At 36.1% G+C, this 20,076-nt stretch carries 21 protein-coding genes; 17 read left to right on the top strand and 4 right to left on the bottom strand.

Annotation, left to right across the window (positions count from 1 at the left end):
• Positions 1-66: 66 nt before the first annotated feature.
• The 3 genes from spxA to PEPE_RS05825 all read left to right on the top strand — a co-directional run bounded on the left by spxA (position 67) and on the right by PEPE_RS05825 (position 2,490).
• A complete protein-coding gene (gene spxA / locus PEPE_RS05835; RefSeq protein WP_011673555.1) occupies positions 67-465 on the top strand; it encodes a transcriptional regulator SpxA in 399 nt (132 codons plus the stop codon).
• A 177-nt stretch (positions 466-642) separates the two neighbouring features.
• A complete protein-coding gene (locus PEPE_RS05830) occupies positions 643-1,368 on the top strand; it encodes an adaptor protein MecA (protein WP_011673554.1) in 726 nt (241 codons plus the stop codon).
• A 96-nt stretch (positions 1,369-1,464) separates the two neighbouring features.
• Positions 1,465-2,490, top strand: a complete 1,026-nt coding sequence (locus tag PEPE_RS05825; protein WP_011673553.1) for a competence protein CoiA — start codon at positions 1,465-1,467, stop codon at positions 2,488-2,490.
• 21 nt (positions 2,491-2,511) lie between these two features.
• On the opposite strand, the gene PEPE_RS05820 is transcribed toward PEPE_RS05825, so the two are convergent.
• Complete coding sequence (locus PEPE_RS05820; protein ID WP_002833510.1) at positions 2,512-3,108, bottom strand: ClpXP adapter SpxH family protein; 597 nt, start codon at positions 3,106-3,108, stop codon at positions 2,512-2,514.
• Positions 3,109-3,275: 167 nt separating this feature from the next.
• On the opposite strand from PEPE_RS05820, the gene PEPE_RS05815 reads away from it, so the two are divergent.
• Genes PEPE_RS05815 through mgtE form a run of 4 tightly spaced genes read left to right on the top strand, consistent with a single transcriptional unit; the run spans position 3,276 to position 6,945 of the window.
• On the top strand, positions 3,276-3,890 hold the full coding sequence (locus PEPE_RS05815; RefSeq protein ID WP_002833509.1) for a GTP pyrophosphokinase: 615 nt from the start codon (positions 3,276-3,278) through the stop codon (positions 3,888-3,890).
• Positions 3,891-3,892: 2 nt separating this feature from the next.
• Positions 3,893-4,702, top strand: coding sequence for an NAD kinase (locus PEPE_RS05810; protein ID WP_011673552.1), 810 nt, complete (start codon positions 3,893-3,895; stop codon positions 4,700-4,702).
• Positions 4,692-5,603, top strand: coding sequence for an RluA family pseudouridine synthase (locus PEPE_RS05805; protein ID WP_029258058.1), 912 nt, complete (start codon positions 4,692-4,694; stop codon positions 5,601-5,603). The genes PEPE_RS05810 and PEPE_RS05805 overlap by 11 nt, the downstream gene beginning before the upstream one ends.
• Entirely contained in the window at positions 5,596-6,945 is a 1,350-nt protein-coding gene (gene mgtE / locus PEPE_RS05800; RefSeq protein ID WP_011673551.1) for a magnesium transporter, read from the top strand. Before PEPE_RS05805 ends, mgtE begins: the two co-directional genes overlap by 8 nt.
• A gap of 47 nt (positions 6,946-6,992) precedes the next feature.
• Here mgtE and PEPE_RS05795 read toward each other — a convergent pair whose 3' ends face one another.
• Complete coding sequence (locus tag PEPE_RS05795) at positions 6,993-7,622, bottom strand: copper homeostasis protein CutC (RefSeq protein ID WP_011673550.1); 630 nt, start codon at positions 7,620-7,622, stop codon at positions 6,993-6,995.
• Between the two features lie 17 nt (positions 7,623-7,639).
• Positions 7,640-8,650: a lactonase family protein gene (locus tag PEPE_RS05790; RefSeq protein ID WP_011673549.1), complete on the bottom strand. Its 1,011-nt coding sequence runs from the start codon at positions 8,648-8,650 to the stop codon at positions 7,640-7,642.
• A gap of 137 nt (positions 8,651-8,787) precedes the next feature.
• On the opposite strand from PEPE_RS05790, the gene PEPE_RS05785 reads away from it, so the two are divergent.
• From PEPE_RS05785 to PEPE_RS05770, 4 genes are all read left to right on the top strand, one after another.
• Positions 8,788-9,144 carry a PTS glucitol/sorbitol transporter subunit IIA gene (locus tag PEPE_RS05785; RefSeq protein WP_011673548.1) on the top strand — a complete coding sequence of 119 codons (357 nt, stop codon included), beginning with the start codon at positions 8,788-8,790 and terminating at the stop codon, positions 9,142-9,144.
• 13 nt (positions 9,145-9,157) lie between these two features.
• A complete protein-coding gene (locus PEPE_RS05780) occupies positions 9,158-10,300 on the top strand; it encodes an AI-2E family transporter (protein ID WP_011673547.1) in 1,143 nt (380 codons plus the stop codon).
• A gap of 177 nt (positions 10,301-10,477) precedes the next feature.
• Entirely contained in the window at positions 10,478-10,996 is a 519-nt protein-coding gene (locus PEPE_RS05775) for a tRNA (cytidine(34)-2'-O)-methyltransferase (protein ID WP_002833501.1), read from the top strand.
• An 8-nt stretch (positions 10,997-11,004) separates the two neighbouring features.
• Positions 11,005-13,356, top strand: coding sequence for an FtsK/SpoIIIE family DNA translocase (locus PEPE_RS05770; RefSeq protein ID WP_011673546.1), 2,352 nt, complete (start codon positions 11,005-11,007; stop codon positions 13,354-13,356).
• Positions 13,357-13,403: 47 nt separating this feature from the next.
• Here the strand turns inward: PEPE_RS05770 and PEPE_RS09135 are convergent, their stop codons facing one another.
• Complete coding sequence (locus PEPE_RS09135; RefSeq protein WP_011673545.1) at positions 13,404-13,532, bottom strand: DUF4044 domain-containing protein; 129 nt, start codon at positions 13,530-13,532, stop codon at positions 13,404-13,406.
• A gap of 242 nt (positions 13,533-13,774) precedes the next feature.
• On the opposite strand from PEPE_RS09135, the gene mraZ reads away from it, so the two are divergent.
• From mraZ to murD, 6 genes are read left to right on the top strand one after another with little or no spacing between them, the layout of a single operon-like run.
• Positions 13,775-14,206 (top strand): division/cell wall cluster transcriptional repressor MraZ, encoded by a 432-nt coding sequence (gene mraZ, locus PEPE_RS05765; protein ID WP_002833498.1) that lies wholly within the window; start codon positions 13,775-13,777, stop codon positions 14,204-14,206.
• Positions 14,207-14,211: 5 nt separating this feature from the next.
• Positions 14,212-15,156 carry a 16S rRNA (cytosine(1402)-N(4))-methyltransferase RsmH gene (gene rsmH / locus PEPE_RS05760; protein ID WP_011673544.1) on the top strand — a complete coding sequence of 315 codons (945 nt, stop codon included), beginning with the start codon at positions 14,212-14,214 and terminating at the stop codon, positions 15,154-15,156.
• Positions 15,157-15,171: 15 nt separating this feature from the next.
• Positions 15,172-15,558 carry a cell division protein FtsL gene (ftsL, locus tag PEPE_RS05755; RefSeq protein ID WP_002833496.1) on the top strand — a complete coding sequence of 129 codons (387 nt, stop codon included), beginning with the start codon at positions 15,172-15,174 and terminating at the stop codon, positions 15,556-15,558.
• Positions 15,555-17,720, top strand: a complete 2,166-nt coding sequence (locus PEPE_RS05750; RefSeq protein WP_002833495.1) for a penicillin-binding transpeptidase domain-containing protein — start codon at positions 15,555-15,557, stop codon at positions 17,718-17,720. The genes ftsL and PEPE_RS05750 overlap by 4 nt, the downstream gene beginning before the upstream one ends.
• A 16-nt stretch (positions 17,721-17,736) precedes the next feature.
• The gene (gene mraY / locus PEPE_RS05745; protein WP_002833494.1) at positions 17,737-18,693 is read left to right on the top strand and encodes a phospho-N-acetylmuramoyl-pentapeptide-transferase; all 957 of its coding nucleotides are present in this window, start codon (positions 17,737-17,739) and stop codon (positions 18,691-18,693) included.
• Between the two features lie 13 nt (positions 18,694-18,706).
• Positions 18,707-20,074 carry a UDP-N-acetylmuramoyl-L-alanine--D-glutamate ligase gene (gene murD, locus PEPE_RS05740; RefSeq protein WP_011673543.1) on the top strand — a complete coding sequence of 456 codons (1,368 nt, stop codon included), beginning with the start codon at positions 18,707-18,709 and terminating at the stop codon, positions 20,072-20,074.
• The last annotated feature ends 2 nt before the right edge of the window (positions 20,075-20,076 follow it).

Raw genomic sequence — 20,076 nt, 5'->3', positions numbered from 1 at the left:
AATAACATTGTACAATTTTAATTACAGGTTAAGTAATGTTACAGGTCACCAAAGGGGGAATTTAATATGGTTATTTTATACACATCACCAAGTTGTACTTCGTGTCGAAAAGCAAAAGCGTGGTTGAAAGAACACAGAATTGATTTTACAGAAAGAAATATCTTTTCTGAACCCTTAAGTGCCGAAGAAATTAAAAGAGTTCTTCGGATGACTGAGAATGGTACGGAAGAAATTATTTCTCGCCGCTCTAAAGTTTTCCAAGAGTTAAATGTTGATTTGGACGATTTACCACTCCAACAACTTATTAATTTAATTGAAGAAAATCCTGGATTGCTTCGACGTCCAATTATCATGGATGACAAACGACTTCAAGTTGGTTATAACGAAGATGAAATTCGTCGTTTCTTACCACGAAAAGTACGTCAACTGGAATTGGCAAAAGCACAAAGTATCGCAAACCTTTAAAATAGAAAAAGAATCACTTTGGGTTTACAAGGCTCCACAGTAACTCGAAATGATTCTTTTTATTTTGGGTGACCTGAAACGGACAGGTGGTATTGTCTTATATTTTGTGGGATAATTATAGGAAACAAATATACTGTTATTTCCATTCAGTTTCGATAGAACTGGAGGTGCTGATTAATGGAAATGGAACGAATTAATGATGATACAATCCGAGTAACAATTAGTTCGGATGATTTAAATGAGCGAGGTGTGACGTTCCTAGATTTACTTGATAATCATAAAGAAATCGAGAGCTTCTTTTATTCGGTATTAGAAGAGGTAGATACAGATCATCAGTTTGCTAGTAATGATGCTGTTACTTTCCAAGTGCTACCTAACCGTAATGGGTTAGAACTATACATTAGTAAGAACCCAACTGATGGCATGGAAGAAGCTATAAAATCAGTATCAAAAGACAATGCTCCTAGTAATGGGGAGATGGATGAAGTGTCGGACTTTTTAAAGAGAAAATTGGCCGAAACAGATTCAAATGATAAAAATAACGATGATTCAAGCTATATGAGTGACGGAAATCCAGCTGACCTAAATGGCTATGCTAATGGAGTTGGAAGTACGCAAAAATCAGTGATAGAGTTGGAGGATTTTGAAAGCTTACCAAGTATTGCAGAATTGATAAAAACCAATAGTGGAATTGAGTCAGTTCTGTACCGTTATCATGACATATATTATTTAGAATTAACTTTCTTTACCAGTGAAAATTCTCCTGAAACTATTAAGAATGACTTAGCAATCGCGTATGAATATGGAAATTCGACTATTGTTTCAAGCGAGGTTCTTAGAGAACATGGTGAAGTAGTTATGGATGGAGCAGCTTTAGAGCTGGCTAAGCGTTATTTTAAATAATCAAAAATAGATTTTACCAAAACACAACATTAATTTGTTGTGTTTTTTTCGTGGGAAAGATCCCAAAAGCCGTATTTCTATATTGGGGTGAACCTAATGAAAATTGGAATAACTAAAAACGGAACTTTAGTGGAAGCAAGAAAGGCTGATCGGAATGAAAAGTACTTTTGTCCAAGTTGCCAACAAGCGTTAAAACTATGTAGCGGGCAATACAAAAAGAACTATTTTGCCCATCAATCCTTTACTAAGAAACAAGGCTATCAGCCAAAAGGTGAAACTAAACGTCATTTAATGGGTAAAAAAAAGGTCGTCGATTTCTTCAATCAACGTCAAATTTCTGTACAGACGGAATTTTATCTACCAGAAATTAAGCAAAGAGCGGATTTGAGAGTTGAAATCGATGACCACATATACTTAGTTGAATATCAATGTAGTCCAATTAAGTTAAAGGAAATTCAAAAAAGGACTAAAGCGTATTTGAAATTAGGGTTAATCTCTTATTGGATTGCGGGCCCTAAACATCTTGGAAAAGGAAGTCTTTTTCAAACCGTACAGAAATTTGGCCGTTTTTCTAAAAAAGAAGGATGGTGGATCTTAGCTTGGGACGCTCTTAAACAAGAAGCTCCCCATGTATTTTTTAATATGCAACGAGCAGTTTTAGGCAAAGTTCTTTATCAAGAAAGAATTTTTAATTGCAAAGGTCATCAAAATGAATTTATAAGACCCAAATTACCTACCGTTGAATATGAGGCTTACAAGATTGAACATTCCTTACTAGGAAATCAAATTGACCAACGATATGTAGAAATACAACAATTGTGCTATACAAATGGTAAAAATTTAATGGGATGTCCTTGGACGGTTCATTTTCCACGACTGTGCACTGATTTTAGGAATCGTGGGATTCCACTATTAAATCGAGTGCGCTTTTTGGTTTTAGCGGAACAAAAAGTTAAAGTATCTATCACTGATATTACTCAAATTGATATTGAATTTTGGCAAATGCTTTTAGAGAAAAACATCGTTATCAGTAATGATGGCGAATGGTATTTTATTTCTCAAAAAGTGCAATGGTATAATTCATTATCAGAAAAATTGGCAAAAAAAAATCAAAGTAGATAAGTAAGCTTTGATTTTAGGAGACTATAGGGTTTTAGGGGTAAACAACTTCTTGGGCTGAGTCTTTTGAATCATTTTTAATTGACACACCGATGCAAGAGTTTGGTAGTCATAGTGATCCATTAAGACTCCACATTCTTCATCTTTAAGATTAAAGATAACCGCTGCTGGGATGTCTTCGGCGCCCATTTCATGAGCAAGTTTTTGATCCCGTTTAAAGTCTTCTTGCGTCATTTTTGATTGGCGATCTTCTTCAAACATAGCTGTATCTAAACCAGCTTGTCTAGCAATAGTGCTACCTAATTCAAATGAATATGGGACATTGTTGTCAATGATTGCATTTTGCATTGCCATTAAGAAAGCACGTCCCTTGGCTTTTCCTTGATAACTAGCGGCTTTATAATCAAGGCTAGTTAGATACATTCGGTTAAAAAGTTCGTTATAATTAGCATCTTTAAGTTGATTGCGTTTAATGAATTTAAGGACAACGTTCATATTTAAAACTGTAATAATTTTAAAATCAACTTTCTCCTCAGCATATTTAAAATATCGAATAGTTTCTTTTTCGCAGTTAAAGCACTCATCACCCCAGGGAGTGATGAAAAGATAAGTTTCAAGCATTTTAATTCCTCCAAAGAATTACATAAGTCAAACTGTCTTTACTTTACCAAATTTAAATATAAAATCAATTATTTTGTTTTAAAAAATCTGAAAACAATGTTTAAAAAGAAGTTTTAGTTTCTATGATAGAATAGAAGAGGTTGTTAATTTGGTTCGGAGGGATACGCATGATTAAAGATTGGGATACCTTTTTATTACCATATTCCCAGGCTGTTTCTGAATTAAAGGTTAAGCTTAGGGGTATGAGAACTCAGTTTCTAAAAAATGGAGAAGAAAGTCCAATTGAGTTTGTGACTGGACGAGTAAAACCAGTTGAAAGTATAAAAGAAAAGATGGTTCGTCGCCAAGTCCTAGAAGAACGCATAGAACAAGACATGCAGGATATAGCTGGCGTCCGTGTTATGTGTCAATTCGTAGAAGATATCTATGAAGTTGTCGATTTAATTCGGAAGCGTACTGATATGACGGTAATTGAAGAGCGAGACTATGTCGAAAATGAAAAACCTAGTGGTTACCGTTCTTATCATATTGTGGTGGAATATCCGGTTCAAATGATGAATGGTCAAAAGAAAATTTTAGCAGAAATTCAAGTACGTACACTTGAAATGAATTTTTGGGCTACAATCGAGCACTCTTTAAATTATAAATTTGACGGAGAATTTCCAAAAGAACTAAGAACACGGTTGCAGAAGGCCTCGGTTAAATCATATGAATTAGACAAAGAAATGTCTGAAATCAGAAAACAAATTTTATTAGCACAAAAAGAACAAAAGGATGTCTAAATATGAGAGTAGCTATTTATCATTCAAGTGATGAGCATTCCATTCAAGTTGGTAAAGATTTAGCAAAGATTTTATCTCAAAATGAGATTGTAATTGATAACGAAAAACCTACGGTGGTGATTACCATTGGGGGGGATGGGACGTTACTATCTGCCGTTCAAAAATATCTTAATCTTCTTGAAGAGGTCCGATTTGTAGGCGTACATACGGGACATCTAGGTTTTTACACAGACTGGCGCGAATATGAATTGGAAACCTTAGTTAAGGCTTTGAAGAGTGATGGAGGAGCTGAAGTTTCGTATCCATTATTAAATATTGATGTGACTCATACAGATGGTTCACACATTAGTTATAAGGCAGTTAACGAGTCCACATTACGTAAATTGTCTGGGACAATGGTAGCGGATGTATTGATTGGTGATAATCTATTTGAACGTTTTCGTGGGGACGGTCTGTGTATTTCTACACCAACAGGATCAACGGCATACAATCGTTCGGTAGGTGGAGCGATTGTACATCCTAGATTAGAAGTATTACAAATGGCTGAAATTGCGTCAATTAATAATCGCGTTTTTCGAACGGTGGGAGCTTCTTTAATTATGGCGCCCAACGAAACTATTACAATTAGGCCAGTACCTAGTTTCCATCGAACCTACAATTTTACAGCAGATCGTATCGATTTACTGGATAAACATGTCAAAGAGGTTCACTATAGCATTGATGAACAAAAAGTGAAATTCTTAAAGTATCGTCATACTGGATTTTGGAATCGAGTTCGAAATTCCTTCATTGGTAGTATCGATGAAGTTTAGATGGATAGTTAACTTTGAGAGTCGGCAGCACCTACGGACTTTCTTGGGTAGGAAAAGAATTTCAAGGTCATTATTAAAAAGTATTAAGTTTAATGGCGGTAAGATTTTTGTGAATGGATTACCTACGAGAACAAATGCAATGGTTGAAAAAGGCGATTTAGTTGAAGTGACTTTGCCACCTGAACCTAGTAATCCACATGTAGGGCTATCTGATGTACCAATTGATGTTCGATATGAAGATGCAGATTATTTGATTGTAAATAAGCCACCCTTCTTACCAACCGTACAATCTGCAGCTAATCAAAAGGATACATTAGTTAACCGGGTTAAAAACTATTATGTTAAAAATAATTATGAGAGCCGAGTTGTCCATGTGGTAACTCGGTTAGATCAGGATACATCAGGATTAGTAATTTTCGCTAAGCATCGATTTGCTCATACAGTGATGGATCAAGATTTACGTCAACGTAAAATTAACAAGATGTATTTGACGATTGTAGAGGGAACATTTACTAACCAACATGGCATCATTGAAACACCGATTCAACGTGACCCAGATTCATTTATTAAAAGGATGGTAGCTCCAATGGGCGAAGGGAAGCCGTCTTTGACCGAATATTGGGTGGAGGATACCTTCAAAAATTTTACTTTGCTGAAAGTAAAACTACATTCTGGTCGTACTCACCAAATTCGAGTTCATTTTAGTTCAATTGGACATCCATTAGTCGGAGATGAATTATACGGTGGGATGGCTAACGATATCTTACAACGACAAGCCTTACATTGTTTCTCTCTAACTTTTAAAAATGTTTTTACGGAAAAAATGATCGATATCAAAACGTCTATTCCAGATGATATGCTTGAATATTGGAATAAAGAGAAGGACGAAGAGCATGGATAATACTCAAGCTATTTTTGAAAAATTAAAAATAGAATTATTAAAACATCATTCCAAAAAATTTAAAGAAGATTTCCTTGATTTACATAATTATGATCAAGGTCGTTTTTTTGGTGAATTAACGCGTGAAGAACGTCTTCTCGTGTACAAGTATCTAGACCCGGATGAGCTGGCGGATACGTTTGATGAACTTGATGATGAACCAGATTTAATTGCAGAATATCTGGACGAAATGGCACCTAGTTATGCTGCAGCGTTGTTGAACGGGATGTATGATGATAACGAAGCGGATATTTTAGGAGCTGTTCGAAATGACAAGTTACATAAACTTCTATCATATATGCAACCCGTAGATGCTGCCCGAGTTCGCCAATTACTTAAGTATGAAGAAAAAACTGCTGGTGCGTTGATGACAACTGAATTCATTTCAGTTGCCGTAGATACAACGGTGGGCTCGGCTATGAATCAAGTTAAACAGGAAGCTCAATATGCGGAAACTATTTCATACATTTATGTGGTTAACGAATCTAATCAATTAATTGGAGTGATTTCAGTTAAGGATTTAATTGTTAATCCGGATGATGTATTTATCAAACGAATTATGAATACGAACGTGGTATCTGTAAGAGATGATGAGGATCAAACTGAAATTGCTGCCCAAATTCGTGATTATAACTTTATTGCAATTCCAGTTGTTGATGAACGTAATAAAATGTTAGGAATTATCACGGTTGATGATATTATCGATGTTATTGACGAAGAGTCGGCACAGGATTATTCACGTTTAGCTGGGGTTAATTCTGAAGATATGTCAGAAAATCCTTGGAAAGCTGTCAGAAGCCGAATTCCTTGGTTAGTAACTATGCTGTTTTTAGGATTAATTAGTGCAATGGTTATTAGCCAATTTCAAAATGTACTCGATAAATTTGGCGTGTTGGCAGTATTTATCACTTTAATTACAGGTACTGCAGGGAACGCCGGTACACAAAGTTTAGCTGTAGCAATCCGCCGACTAGCTAATGATGAAGAAGGCGATAGTGTTTTTAAACTAATTTTGAATGAAGTTATTACCGGTATTTTAATTGGTCTATTAACAGGAATTGCTATTTTTGCGGTGATTTTATTCTGGCAAAAAAACATGGTTTTAGGAATTATCGTTGGGGCGGCGATGAGTGGGGCAATCTTTGTTGCTAACCTTGTCGGAACTTTAATACCGATTATTATGGAAAAGTTAGGAATGGATCCGGTTGTAGCCAGTGGTCCGTTCATCTCAACTTTAAGTGATATAACTTCAATTTTGATTTACTTTAATATTGCTACAATATGTTTAGCAAACTTTTACTAAAACAAAAAGACATGGATCACGTAACAGTGATTGCATGTCTTTTTGTTTTAGATTAATTTTGAACCATGGAGTTCATGAACCCCTAACTCATTTTGAATACTTTCAGCATTCTGTGAGGTTATGCCACCACCGGGCATTATAATAATGCGATTAGCAGCATACTTAAGATTAGATTTAATTTGTTCTAAACCTTTTTCAATAGGTTGATCTAAAGAACCGCCATGCGTAAGAATGCGATCCACTCCATGTTCCACTAGCCAATCAATACTCTCAGTCTGTTTTGCGGTAGGAATTGCATCGAAAGCCATATGGAAAGTGATTTGCATTCCACTTGCAGCACCGATCAATTGTTCCATTGCTTCTTCATCTAAGCTTCCATCAGACGTAAGAGCACCGAAGACAACGCCGTCAACCCCTAACTCTTGGGCTTGAAAAAGATCTGCTTCCATAATCTTAAGTTCGATGTCGTTGTACACGAAATTACCACCACGCGGGCGAATCATTGCCATGACAGGTATCCCATGCTCACTAGCATACTTTTGTGTTTCGGCCATTACACCTTTACTAACGGTGGTACCACCAACGGCGAGATTATCGCAAAGTTCAATTCGATTGGCACCTTTAGCAATTAAAGCTGGAATATCAGTAAAATTTTCTACTGGAATTTCTTTAAACATAATTCTCTCCGTTCTTTTTATTTAAAGTGAACACATACAACTTCAGGAGCTGCAACGTCTTTTTGAATCAATTCCAGTTTACCATCATTAGAATTTCTTTCAAATAAAGATAAATTATTAGTAGTTTGGTTTCCGACTACTAAAAAGTTTTGTTCATGACTTAAAGCAAAGTCACGAGGAAAACTTCCTTCAACACTGATATTTTGGATGAGTTTCAATTGACCATCAGCTTGGATTTCAAAAACGGCAATGGAATCATAACCGCGATTTGAAACGTATAAGAAGCGACTATCATCAGTAATGCGAATTGCCGCACAACCATTATGTTGGTTCCAATCATCCGGAATGGTCTTAATAGTTTGGAGATGGGTTAGCTGGCAATCCTTATAATTAAGTACTGCTACCGAGCTGGATAATTCACCAACTAGGTAGGCTGTATCACCAGTATTATTGAAAACTATATGGCGTGGGCCAAATCCAGGAGTGGTTTCGAAAGTGCTAATAATTTTAAAACCAGTTGAATCATAATCTAAAACGAAAACTTGGTCAGTCCCTAAATCACAAGCAATCAATTTACCGTCAGGAGTGCGGTCAACGTAATGCAAATGTGAACCGTCTTGCTCTTTTAGAGGGCCTTTACCCGTATTAGTAAAAGTACTACCTAGGGTTAGTGTGTGATCATTATTAATACTATAGGCATGAAGAGTACCTTCGTGATAGTTTGCATCAAAGACGAATTGATGTTTTTCATCAACTGTGACATAAGCCGGAGGAGTACCAGGAGTTACGATATGTTGAAGAACGTTTTGGGGTGAATATAAATCTGTAACAGATAAGCCACCTTGGTTATCAAAACGGTCAACAGCATATAAAATATTTTTCTTGCTAAGTGCTAAATAAGTGGGGTTTTCAACTTCGGTAACTAACTGTAAATTAGTTAACTGTTTTGAATCAGTATCTAAATCAATTTGATAAATACCCTTACTAGTTTGTTTTGTATACGTTCCTAATAAAATGGATTCAATCATAAAATAGTCCTCCTTGCTCTTTTAAACATTAACAACAAGTATACCACATTTAGTTAGTATTGAATGCGCTTACTAAAGGGATAATACTATGCGATATGATACAATGAAATAAGAATATAGAAAGGGTGTTTGTCTTGATGATTTCAGCAAAAATTATGAGTGTCGGACCGGATGCGATTTCAAAAAAAGATGCTTTAGCCATTTTATTCGACGAAACTGCAACACCGGATTTAAAAAACATTGCGATTATTCAAGCGATTGATGATCAAAAGCATCAAAAATTTGCTTTGAAAAAAGGTGGCAAAATTAAGATAGGTAAAACTGAATATCAAATTAATTTTGTTGGTAGTTTAGTGAATAATAACTTACAAATGATTGGGCATACAACGCTGGAATTTAAACCGGTACCTGAAAAACCGTTGGAAAGTGCAATCTATTTAACACCTAACCAATTTCCAGAATTTAAAGTTGGAGAAGAGATTATGTATATGTAGGCGGTGAACAACAGTGGACAATAAACCAAGAAATAAGTATTGGAGAAGCTGGTTTAATAAGCTTGTATTAGATAATAGGCCAGTGGTAAGTTTAATCATCATTTTATTATTTTTGATGATTTTATACATGATTTCAAAAGTCACATGGATTTTTAGTCCACTAAAGGAATTTTTCGGAATTGTGGGTTTTCCTATTATTTTAGCGGGGGTCTTATATTATCTGATTAATCCACTAGTTGATAAATTAGAACAGCGATTCAAATTGAAACGAGTTTTATCAATTACGATCATCTTTGTCTTAATCACGATTTTAATTATTGCAGGAATTGTGTCTGTCATTCCGGTTATTCGGGAGCAATCCGCGGCATTGATTAAAAATTGGCCGGACTACTGGAATTCAGGAGTTGAGAAGGTCGAAGGATTCTTAAAAGATCCGCGCCTAGGAGATTTAAAAAAACAAATTGATGGTATTGGTAGTAATACTGTTCAATCATGGAGTAAGAAGGCAACCGAATTTGTGGATAACACGGTCACATCGTTAGGTAGTGTGATTGGTTTGATTACCAAAATAGTTATTGGCATTATTACAATGCCGTTTATTCTTTTCTATTTATTAAAGGATGGACATCGGTTACCTCATTTTATCGCACAAGTTTTTCCTGTTAAACGCCGGGATGGATTCATTCAAATTTTAACAGAAATCAATACACAGTTAAGTCAGTACATCCGAGGACAATTGATTGTGGCATTTTTTGTGGCAGTAATTTTCTTTATTGGGTATTCAATTATTGGTCTTAAATTTGCCCTAACCTTAGGAGTAGCTGCAGGTTTTCTCAATTTAATTCCATATTTAGGATCATTCTTAGCGATGGTACCCTCAATTGTAATTGGGGCTTTTGTTTCTCCCATCATGCTGGTCAAGGTTTTGATAGTCTTCGTAATTGAACAAACAATTGAAGGCCGTTTTGTTTCACCGCTTGTTTTAGGTAGTAATTTGGATATTCATCCGGTTACTATTTTGGTTGTATTGCTAGCCTCTGGACAGATTTTTGGTTTGGTTGGCGTGATATTTGGGATTCCAGCTTACGCGGTTCTAAAAGTTCTATTCATTCATGGATTTAGAGCATTTAAGAAAAATATCGGTGGATATGACTGAATTAAAGCGGAGTTTGCGGAAACCAAAAAGTAATGTTAATATGCAGTTGAAATCGTTTGATCGCAATATCGACTATGTTCGTTTGAAACGGGCAGATTGACTTCACGAACGTAGATACTCGCCGCGTAATACCGAGTATCTGCGTTTTTAATTCTAAAAAATATTTGGAGAAAAATTATGACAAATCACATTGTATTATTTGAACCACTAATGCCGGCTAATACTGGTAATATTGCTCGTACTTGTGCGGGTACAAATACAGTTTTGCACTTAATTAAACCTTTGGGATTTACCATCAATGATAAGACGGTAAAGCGTGCAGGACTGGATTATTGGGACAAAGTTGAAATTGTATATCATGAAAATTTACCCGAATTTTTAGCAACGGTTCCTGATAAAAAAAGATTATTTGTTGTTTCAAAATTTGCTAAACGTGCATACTCACAGGCAGATTATACCAGCGAAAATAATGATGAAGATAATTATTTATTATTTGGAAAAGAAACTACAGGGCTACCCGAAGCATTTATGCGGCAATATGAAGAATGTGCAATACGGATTCCACAAAATGATGAAAACATTCGGGCACTAAATTTGTCGAATTCAGCGGCGATTGTAATTTATGAAGTGTTACGTCAACAAGGATTCCCTAATTTAGAGATGAGCCATTTGTATGAAAATGATAAATTAAAATAGGATTTGATATGGCAAAAACAAGAAAAAAACGAAAAACAAAGACAAGACGTAAAACTAAGCAAAAGACCCAAGTACCAACAAAAAATCTTTTAGGTTTAACTTACGTTTTAGTTGCAATATTAGGGTATTTTGGTCGAGGATTTCTAGGAATTTTAGTCGCTAACATGTTTAGAATCTTTGTTGGTAGTCTTAGCCCAATTTTATTCATTATTCTATTCATCTATGGATTGTATCTTTTATTCATGGGAAAAGAATTGTCTTTTAATGGAATAACAGATCGAGTAATTGGACTTAGCTTGACTTTGTTAGGATATTTATTGTGGGTAGAGTATCAATTTGCCAGTAGCTTAAGATTAGAAAATGGGTTTATCAGTCGGGCCATTGATGGCATTGAACGATCCTTTCTAGAACAAACCTCTACAAATGATGTTGGAGGAGGAATTGGTGGAGCAACTTTATATACCGCAACTCATTTTTTGCTTAGCAGCGTAGGGAGCATGCTCTTTTCAGTTATTCTAATGGGGATGGGGCTGGTAGTTCTGTTTGGTATCCCATTTGATCAAGTTTTGGAAAAAATTGGAATTGGATTTGCTTGGACCATACGACATGCGATCGCTAGTTTTAAATCTGCTGCAAACAATGTATACGACTGGTTCAGCAATTTAGATTTTTCAGAAAAAGAACAATCAAAAACCAGAAATGAATCAAGTAAAACGGATGTTACTCGATCAATGCACAGGGCATCTAAACCAGCAGTTGAAGTTACCAAAACGGATGAAAAAGTTTTGGAAGAACCTATCGTTGATGGAACTAGAGGAACCGAACATCCAATTGAACCAAAAATTGAAATTGCGACTACTAATAAAATTCAACGTAAACCTAAGAATCAGGTTAACAATGATGATTTAGAAATTAATAGTGGATTTGATAGTGAGTCTAAGACTAATCCTAATTATCGCTTACCATCATCGGAACTATTAACTGAAATTCCACAAACAGACCAGAGTTCCGAATATTCTTCAATTAAAAAGAATACTAAAATTTTACAAGATACTTTAAATAGTTTTGGAGTTGATGCTTCCGTTGAAAGCGTGAAGATGGGGCCTTCTGTGACGGAATACGAAATTCATCCAGCGATTGGTGTTAAAGTTAGTAAAATTGTTGGCTTGGCCGATGACTTAGCGTTAGCTCTAGCCGCAAAAGATATTCGTATTGAAGCTCCAATTCCGGGAAAGTCATTAATTGGAATTGAGGTTCCCAATCGAACAATTTCGACAGTTTCATTTAGAGACATTATTGAATCTCAACCGGCCCATCCAGAAGACCCACTTAAAGTTCCTGTTGGTCGGGATGTTTCGGGTAATCTGGTAGAAGCTAACTTAGTTAAAATGCAGCATTTACTAATTGCGGGAGCTACAGGTTCTGGAAAATCAGTGATGATTAATGTCATTATTACCGGAATCTTAATGAATGCTCGTCCAGATGAGGTTAAATTAATTCTAATTGATCCTAAGAAGGTAGAACTTGGAATCTATAATGACATTCCGCATCTACTAACCCCAGTGGTGACCGATGCTAGAAAAGCTGCTAAAGCGCTGCATAAGGTGGTCGCAGAGATGCAACATCGATATGATTTGTTTGCTGAACTAAATCAACGAAATATTAAAAGCTACAATGATTTCATCGAAGAACAGAATGCAGCAGACGGGATGAATCGCCCAAAAATGCCATATATTGTGGTTGTGGTTGATGAACTTTCTGATTTAATGATGGTAGCTTCCAATGAAGTTGAAGATGCAATTATTAGGCTGGCACAGCTTGCACGTGCTGCAGGAATACATATGATTATTGCGACACAACGTCCGTCCGTTAACGTGGTTACCGGTTTGATTAAAGCTAATGTGCCATCCAGAATTGCCTTTGCGGTAGCATCGGGAATCGATTCGAGAACAATCATTGATGCTAATGGAGCAGAGAAGTTATTAGGAAGAGGAGATATGTTGTTCTTTCCGATGGGTCAGAACAAGCCTGAACGTGTACAAGGGGCATTTATTTCGGATCATGATGTTAAGGAGATTATTGATTTTGTTAAGAAACAACAATCTGCTGACTATGATGAAACTTTAGATATTAGTGACCAAGAAATTGAAGAAAATGATAGTGGGGAATTAGATGAGTATTATGCGGAAGCTGTTCAATTAGTAACAGATATGCAAAGGGCAAGTACTTCAATGCTTCAAAGGAAGTTCCGAGTGGGATATAATCGCGCTGCCCGTATTATGGATCAACTTGAAGATAATGGTATCATCGGTCCTCAAGAAGGTAGTAAACCTCGTAAAGTATATCGTGAAAAAGAATAAAAAAGATTTAAGACAATCTGTCTTAAATCTTTTTTTTTATATTCTGATTAATTTGCACCAAACAATTGAGCCAGAGGAGCGTAAAGCACACTTCCCAAGGTCAAGATAATCATAATCCAAACAAAAATCATGATGGTTTTTTGTAAACCGCTTTTCTTTTTCTTTTTATTATACATTTAAAACACTACTTTCTTGATTGACTTAGGATAATTTTACAATAAGTGTATTTTTAAGGCAAATTAGAAAAAATCCCCACCTCGAAATGATTACTTTTATGGCTAAGAACTATTGATAAATTCATACTTTTTCTAAGTATGTTAATTTTTTTCAAATAAAAGAAAAACATTCGGGTTTTAAGTGGTGGAAAGTGGGGGGAAGTGGTAATATTGTTATAGATTTAGTTGACGGAGGCGGTTTCATGTTCATGGGTGAATTTGAGCATTCACTTGATTCAAAAGGACGTCTAATCATTCCATCTAAATTTCGAGATCAACTGGATAGCAACTTTGTTGTTACGAGAGGGCTGGATGGATGCTTATTTGTCTATCCTTTGTCTGAATGGCGTCTAGTTGAGGAGAAGCTCAGTCAACTACCTTCTAATAAGAAGAATAATCGTGCATTTGTACGTTTTATGTTTGCAGATGCTGTCCAATGTGATTTTGATAAGCAAGGAAGAATTATTATTCCTAAAAAACTGAGATTACATGCGGAATTACAAAAAGAATGTGTCCTGGTGGGGGTTTCTAATCGAGTTGAGATATGGAATAAAGCCCGCTGGGAAGAAACTATTGAAGAAACTGAAGAAAACTTCGACGATATCGCCGAAAATTTAATTGACTTTGGATTGTGATAAATATGACGGAATTTAAACATACAACGGTTCTCTTAGAAGAGACCGTTAACGGCTTAGATGTAAAAGAAGATGGTATTTATGTAGACTGCACCCTAGGTGGCGGTGGACATAGTAGACTAATTTTGTCTAAGTTGGGAGAAAATGGTCACCTCTATTCATTTGACCAAGATCAAACGGCAATTGATTACAATCAAAAAAATTTAGCAGAATATGTTGCTAAGGGACAAGTTACTTTTGTAAAATCAAATTTTCGTAATTTAAAGAATGAATTAAACCACTTGGGGATTGATGGAGTTGATGGCGTTTTATACGATTTAGGCGTTTCATCACCCCAATTTGACGACGCAGGACGAGGATTTAGTTATCGATTTGATGCTCCTTTAGACATGCGTATGGATCAAACTCAAAAATTGAATGCTAGAGAAGTTGTTAATGAATGGAGCTATAACGATTTAGTACGAATTTTCTTTAGATATGGAGAAGAAAAATATTCTAAGCAAGTTGCTCGAAAAATTGAAAGTACTCGCGAAGAAAAGCCCATTGAAACTACTGGTGAACTAGCCGATTTAATTAAAAGCGCAATCCCGGCGGCAGCAAGGCGAACGGGTGGACATCCTGCTAAAAAGATTTTCCAGGCCATTCGAATTGCGGTTAATGATGAATTGGGTGCTTTAGAAGAATCATTGGAACAAGCCCTACAAATTTTGAATCCAGCAGGACGTATTTCGGTTATTACTTTCCAATCATTAGAAGATCGGTTAGTAAAGAGAATGTTTAAAGAACAAACTGAGATTGGTGATTTACCGGCTGGACTGCCAATTATCCCAGATGATATGAAACCAAAATACAAGTTGATCAATAGGAAGCCGATTATTCCTTCTGAAGATGAACTTGAAGAAAACAGAAGATCACATAGCGCAAAACTAAGAATTATCGAAAAGTTATAGAAGGGATAGACGCCAATGGCTCAAAATAATTATGCTGGACGTAGAACAAAATTAATTAACGACACAGTAATTACGGGCATTAGTGAAAAAGAATTAAAAAGAGCACGTGAGGTTGTAACTGCTAGGCAATTACCACTTTCAAAATTTGAAAAGATTTTGATAACAATTTGTGGTTTTATTCTAGTGGGGTTAATGCTAACAGTTGTTTCTGGTAAAATAGGATTATCTACTGCACAACATAATCTTGAAACAACTCAAGAGAAAGCGACGGCCTTATCAAGTAAAAATACGATTATGGAACAGGAAATTAATCAATTGTCTGACCAAAGTCGGTTGAACAAAATTGCTAAAAAGGCAGGCCTTTCTCTCAACTCTGAGAATATAAGGAATGTAAATAAATGATGAACCGAAAAAAGCGAACAACTGGTACTACGGAAACTCAACACAATCGGAAAATGTTTGGTAAATGGCTATTATTGATTGTGATTGGAGTATTTATAGTTATTGTTGGGCGCTTTTCTTATATTGCCGTAAGTGGCACTGTCGAAAGTGTTAACTTAAGTAGTCAAGCAAAGCGTTTGTATACCGATAATAAAACAATTAAAGCCAAAAGAGGATCTATTTTAGATACGAATGGCAATCCGATTGCCGAAGACACAAGTACATATTCAGTTTACGCAGTTGTAAGTAAGAAGCAGGTAGGAGCAAATAACAAGCCGCTTTATGTCACCAATAAGAAAAAGACGGCTAAAGTACTTAGCAAATATCTACCAATTAGCTATCACAAGGCTTTAAAAACTCTTAGTCCCAGCAATAGTAAAACGTTCCAAGTTGAATTTGGAAATGCGGGAAGCAATATTTCTGTGGCGACTAAAGAAAAAATAGAAAAAGAAAAATTAAACGGAATTAACTTTGTTTCATCTGAAGCTCGGTTATATCCCAATGGAACTTTTGCTTCAAATTTGATTGGATTTGCTCAACAATCTCAACAAAAGGAAAATGATGCGACTCAACTTTCTGGCGTTATGGGAATTGAAAAAATGAGTAACAAAACTTTAACGGGGACTGATGGTGAACAATCGTTGCAAAAAGATAAGTTTGGCTACCAGCTCCCAGGATCCCAGACTGAGCGTCCAGCACGCGACGGAAGCACAATCTATACTACTATTGACCAGCGTTTACAAAACATCATGGAAAATGTGGTAAGTAAGGTTCAATCAGAATCGGAATCACAGGCAATTAGCGCAACAATTATGAATGCCAAAACGGGAGCAATTTTAGCCACAACACAACGACCAACCTTTAATGCTTCAACTAAAAAAGGACTTTCTAAAGCATGGAATAATGCGCTAGTTCAGGATACTTTTGAACCAGGTTCAACCATGAAAATCTTTACTACTTCTGCGGCCATTGATAGTGGTAATTTTGACTCGGATGCCACTTATCGTTCTGGAACCTATACCATCGATGGTAAAGTTGTTCCAGATTGGAAGACAGAAGGGTGGGGCGTAATTAGTTACGCAAAAGGATTTGCCTTATCAAGTAACGTCGCTATGGCTCACTTAGAACAAAATATGGGAGCTAAGACATGGAAGAAATACATTAATCGTTTTAAACTGTTGCAATCCACTAATTCTGGTTTGGAAAGCGAATCTAAAGGTAGTATTCAATTCGACTATCCGATTGAACAAGCTAATACAGCTTTCGGTCAAGCAATCAATGTGACCGCAATCCAGATGTTACAAGGTTTTACAGCAGTTGCTAATAATGGAAAAATGGTTAAGCCTCAATTTATCAAAAAGGTAGTTGATCCGAATACTGGTAAAACAACTTATAAAATGAAGACAAAAGATGTAGGACGGCCAATTAAGGCTAGTACTGCTAAAAAGGTTCGAAAACTAATGGAGGATGTAGTATACAAACCATATGGTATCGGCTCAAACTTCAAAATTAAAGGTTATAAAATTGCAGCTAAAACAGGTACTGCCCAAGTTGCGAATGCAAGTGGAGGATATTCAATGGGCGATGACAGTTATCTGTATTCAGTCGCTGGGATGGCCCCGGCCAAAAATCCTAAGTACATAATGTACATTACGATGAAAAAGCCAGTGCTCAAAGATAAAACTGCCACACAATTACTTGATGAAATATTTGGTCCAGTGATGAAACAAGCCCTTGAACAGGATAAGGAAACTGATAAGTCAAAGCTCGACAGCTCAATTGAAGTACCTAATTTAGTTGGCAAGGATGCTTCTGAAGCCAAAAAAGAATTGGGTAAGAAGAATGTGGCAGTTGTTACATTAGGAAATGGGCAAACTGTTAAAGAACAATCCGAGAGTGCAGGAAGTAGTATTCTAGTGGGGCAACGAATTATCTTAGACACTGGTGGAACCATAACTATGCCTGATCTTACAGGGTGGTCAAAAAATGATGTTATAAAATTAGCTAACATGTTTGATATTGATGTGAAATATAGCGGGAATGGTTTTGTTTCTGGGCAATCGGTGGCCAAGGGTGGGCCAATAAAATCTGGCATGACCATGACTGTAAGTCTTAAGAAGTAGAGATTAGGAGAGAAAAATGATTAATGGAACAGCTTTAATACTAGGTGCGCTAGTAACATTAGTGGGGATGCCCCAATTTATCAATTACTTTAGAGTCCGGAATGAAGGACAGATGATTCGTGAAGAGGGACCTAAATGGCATCAAAAAAAATCTGGAACACCAACCATGGGTGGAATGGTGTTTATCATTGCTATCATTATTGCTAGTTTAGTAACTGGTGTGATTTTCCACGGGGCAAAAGTGAGCCTTTTAATGTTACTTTTTGTTTTAGTTGAATTTGGATTGATTGGTTGCTGGGATGATAGTATTAAGTTGTTAAAGCGCCAAAATGAAGGTTTTAAAGCTTGGCAAAAGCTTTTAGGACAAATTATTGGAGGACTAATTTTCTTTCTAGTGATTAAGGAGACTGGAGTGGCATTACAATTAAATATCCCTGGCTTAGGTATTTGGCACCTAGGCGGCTGGTATGCATTGTTTGTTATTTTCTGGTTAACTGGATTTTCCAATGCCGTAAATCTTTCAGATGGATTAGATGGATTAGTAGCAGGATTATCGACGATTGCTTTTGGAACGTATGCAATTATTGCAGCTCACCAACAAAATATTCCAGTAATGATTTTCTGTATGGCAGTAGTGGGCTCAATGCTAGGATTCTTAGTTTTTAACCATAAACCAGCTAAAATTTTTATGGGTGATATGGGATCTCTTGCCTTAGGGGGAGCTTTGGCAGCTGTCTCAATTCTTTTAAATCAGGAATTATCATTGATTTTAATCGGGATTGTTTTTGTACTAGAAACTTTAAGTGTTATTCTCCAAGTACTTTCTTTTAAATTAACTGGACATCGTATTTTTAAAATGAGTCCGATTCATCATCATTTTGAAATGTTAGGTTGGAGCGAATGGAAAGTAGATATTGTATTTTGGATAGTTGGTTTAATCGGATCCATAATTACGTTAATTAGTATTTTATAGGGAGTCTTTAATGATGAAGTCAGTAGAAGATTTGGAAGATAAAAATGTTCTAGTTTTAGGAATGGCCAAGAGCGGAATAAGCGCCGCTCTTTTATTACATAGATTAAGAGCAAATGTTTTAGTTAATGATGCTAACGCTAATCAGCCACAAGAATTAATTGAAAAGCTTGAGAACAAAGGTATCCGGATGGTACTAGGGGAACATCCAACCAATATTTTAAGTCAAAATAAAATTGAGTTGATTGTTAAAAATCCGGGCATTCCTTATACAAATCCCGTTCTAGTCGACGCACAAGCCAGAGGTATAAAAATTGTTTCTGAACCTGAATTAGCATACTGGGTAATGGATAGTGAGTTGATCGGGGTTACAGGAAGTAACGGGAAAACAACCGTAACAACGCTAATTCAATTGATGCTTGACGATAATAAAAAACATGCTTATGTTGCCGGAAATATTGGAGTTCCTGCTACAACAGTTGCTCAAAAGGCCACTGCAGAAGATAAAATAGTGATGGAATTATCTAGCTTTATGTTAGCTGGTATTGATCGACTTCATCCACATATTGCAGTTTTGAATAACATTTTTGCTAGTCACTTAGACTGGCATAAAACACGTGAAAACTACGTTAATGACAAGATGAATATTACTAAGAATCAGACCAAGGACGATTTCTTGGTAATCAATTGGGATAATACTGAATGGCAAGAACTAGCTAAAAGAACTCAGGCGAAAGTAGTTCCGTTTTCACGTCAAGGACTGACTAAGAGCGGTGCGTACGAAATTGAAGGCAAACTTTATTTTAAAGATGAATTAATTATGGAAGCCGATGAAATTGGAATTCCTGGTGAACAAAATGTCGAAAATGCACTAGCCGCTATCGCAGTAGCTAAAATCGAAAAAGTCAGCACAGCTCATATTAAACAAGTTTTGACAACTTTTGGTGGAGTAAAACATCGAATTCAATATGTTGAAAACCTCAATGGGCGTCAATTCTATAATGATTCTAAAGCGACTGATATCGAAGCTACCCAAGTAGCCTTACGTTCTTTTAAAAAACCAGTGATATTAATTGCAGGTGGATTAGACCGACATGACGATTTAGATCGTTTAATTCCAGACTTAGAGCCAAATGTAAAAGAAGTTATTGTTAATGGCGAAACTGCTGAGAAATTCAAAAAAATAGCTCAAAAAGCCGGTATTTCAGTAATTAAAGATAGTTCTAGAGTAAGTGAATCGGTTGAAATAGCGTATCAAGATAGTAAAGAAGGGGATATTATCTTACTTTCACCGGCAGCGGCTAGTTGGGATCAATACAAAACATTTGAAGAACGTGGTGACGAATTTATTGCAGCAGTTCAAAATTTACATAAAGGGGAATAATT

This window comes from Pediococcus pentosaceus ATCC 25745 (assembly GCF_000014505.1).
Classification (GTDB): Bacteria; Bacillota; Bacilli; order Lactobacillales; family Lactobacillaceae; genus Pediococcus; species Pediococcus pentosaceus.
The sequence above is the reverse complement of the archived record's forward strand: the minus strand, read 5'-3'. Positions and strand labels throughout refer to the sequence as shown.

Bases quoted from the DNA above. Each gene is read 5' to 3' on its own strand.
- spxA (WP_011673555.1), top strand. From the start codon at position 67: ATGGTTATTTTATACACATCACCAAGTTGTACTTCGTGTCGAAAAGCA.
- PEPE_RS05830 (WP_011673554.1), top strand. From the start codon at position 643: ATGGAAATGGAACGAATTAATGATGATACAATCCGAGTAACAATTAGT.
- PEPE_RS05825 (WP_011673553.1), top strand. From the start codon at position 1,465: ATGAAAATTGGAATAACTAAAAACGGAACTTTAGTGGAAGCAAGAAAG.
- PEPE_RS05820 (WP_002833510.1), bottom strand. From the start codon at position 3,108: ATGCTTGAAACTTATCTTTTCATCACTCCCTGGGGTGATGAGTGCTTT.
- PEPE_RS05815 (WP_002833509.1), top strand. From the start codon at position 3,276: ATGATTAAAGATTGGGATACCTTTTTATTACCATATTCCCAGGCTGTT.
- PEPE_RS05810 (WP_011673552.1), top strand. From the start codon at position 3,893: ATGAGAGTAGCTATTTATCATTCAAGTGATGAGCATTCCATTCAAGTT.
- PEPE_RS05805 (WP_029258058.1), top strand. From the start codon at position 4,692: ATGAAGTTTAGATGGATAGTTAACTTTGAGAGTCGGCAGCACCTACGG.
- mgtE (WP_011673551.1), top strand. From the start codon at position 5,596: ATGGATAATACTCAAGCTATTTTTGAAAAATTAAAAATAGAATTATTA.
- PEPE_RS05795 (WP_011673550.1), bottom strand. From the start codon at position 7,622: ATGTTTAAAGAAATTCCAGTAGAAAATTTTACTGATATTCCAGCTTTA.
- PEPE_RS05790 (WP_011673549.1), bottom strand. From the start codon at position 8,650: ATGATTGAATCCATTTTATTAGGAACGTATACAAAACAAACTAGTAAG.
- PEPE_RS05785 (WP_011673548.1), top strand. From the start codon at position 8,788: ATGATTTCAGCAAAAATTATGAGTGTCGGACCGGATGCGATTTCAAAA.
- PEPE_RS05775 (WP_002833501.1), top strand. From the start codon at position 10,478: ATGACAAATCACATTGTATTATTTGAACCACTAATGCCGGCTAATACT.
- PEPE_RS05770 (WP_011673546.1), top strand. From the start codon at position 11,005: ATGGCAAAAACAAGAAAAAAACGAAAAACAAAGACAAGACGTAAAACT.
- PEPE_RS09135 (WP_011673545.1), bottom strand. From the start codon at position 13,532: ATGTATAATAAAAAGAAAAAGAAAAGCGGTTTACAAAAAACCATCATG.
- mraZ (WP_002833498.1), top strand. From the start codon at position 13,775: ATGTTCATGGGTGAATTTGAGCATTCACTTGATTCAAAAGGACGTCTA.
- rsmH (WP_011673544.1), top strand. From the start codon at position 14,212: ATGACGGAATTTAAACATACAACGGTTCTCTTAGAAGAGACCGTTAAC.
- ftsL (WP_002833496.1), top strand. From the start codon at position 15,172: ATGGCTCAAAATAATTATGCTGGACGTAGAACAAAATTAATTAACGAC.
- PEPE_RS05750 (WP_002833495.1), top strand. From the start codon at position 15,555: ATGATGAACCGAAAAAAGCGAACAACTGGTACTACGGAAACTCAACAC.
- mraY (WP_002833494.1), top strand. From the start codon at position 17,737: ATGATTAATGGAACAGCTTTAATACTAGGTGCGCTAGTAACATTAGTG.
- murD (WP_011673543.1), top strand. From the start codon at position 18,707: ATGAAGTCAGTAGAAGATTTGGAAGATAAAAATGTTCTAGTTTTAGGA.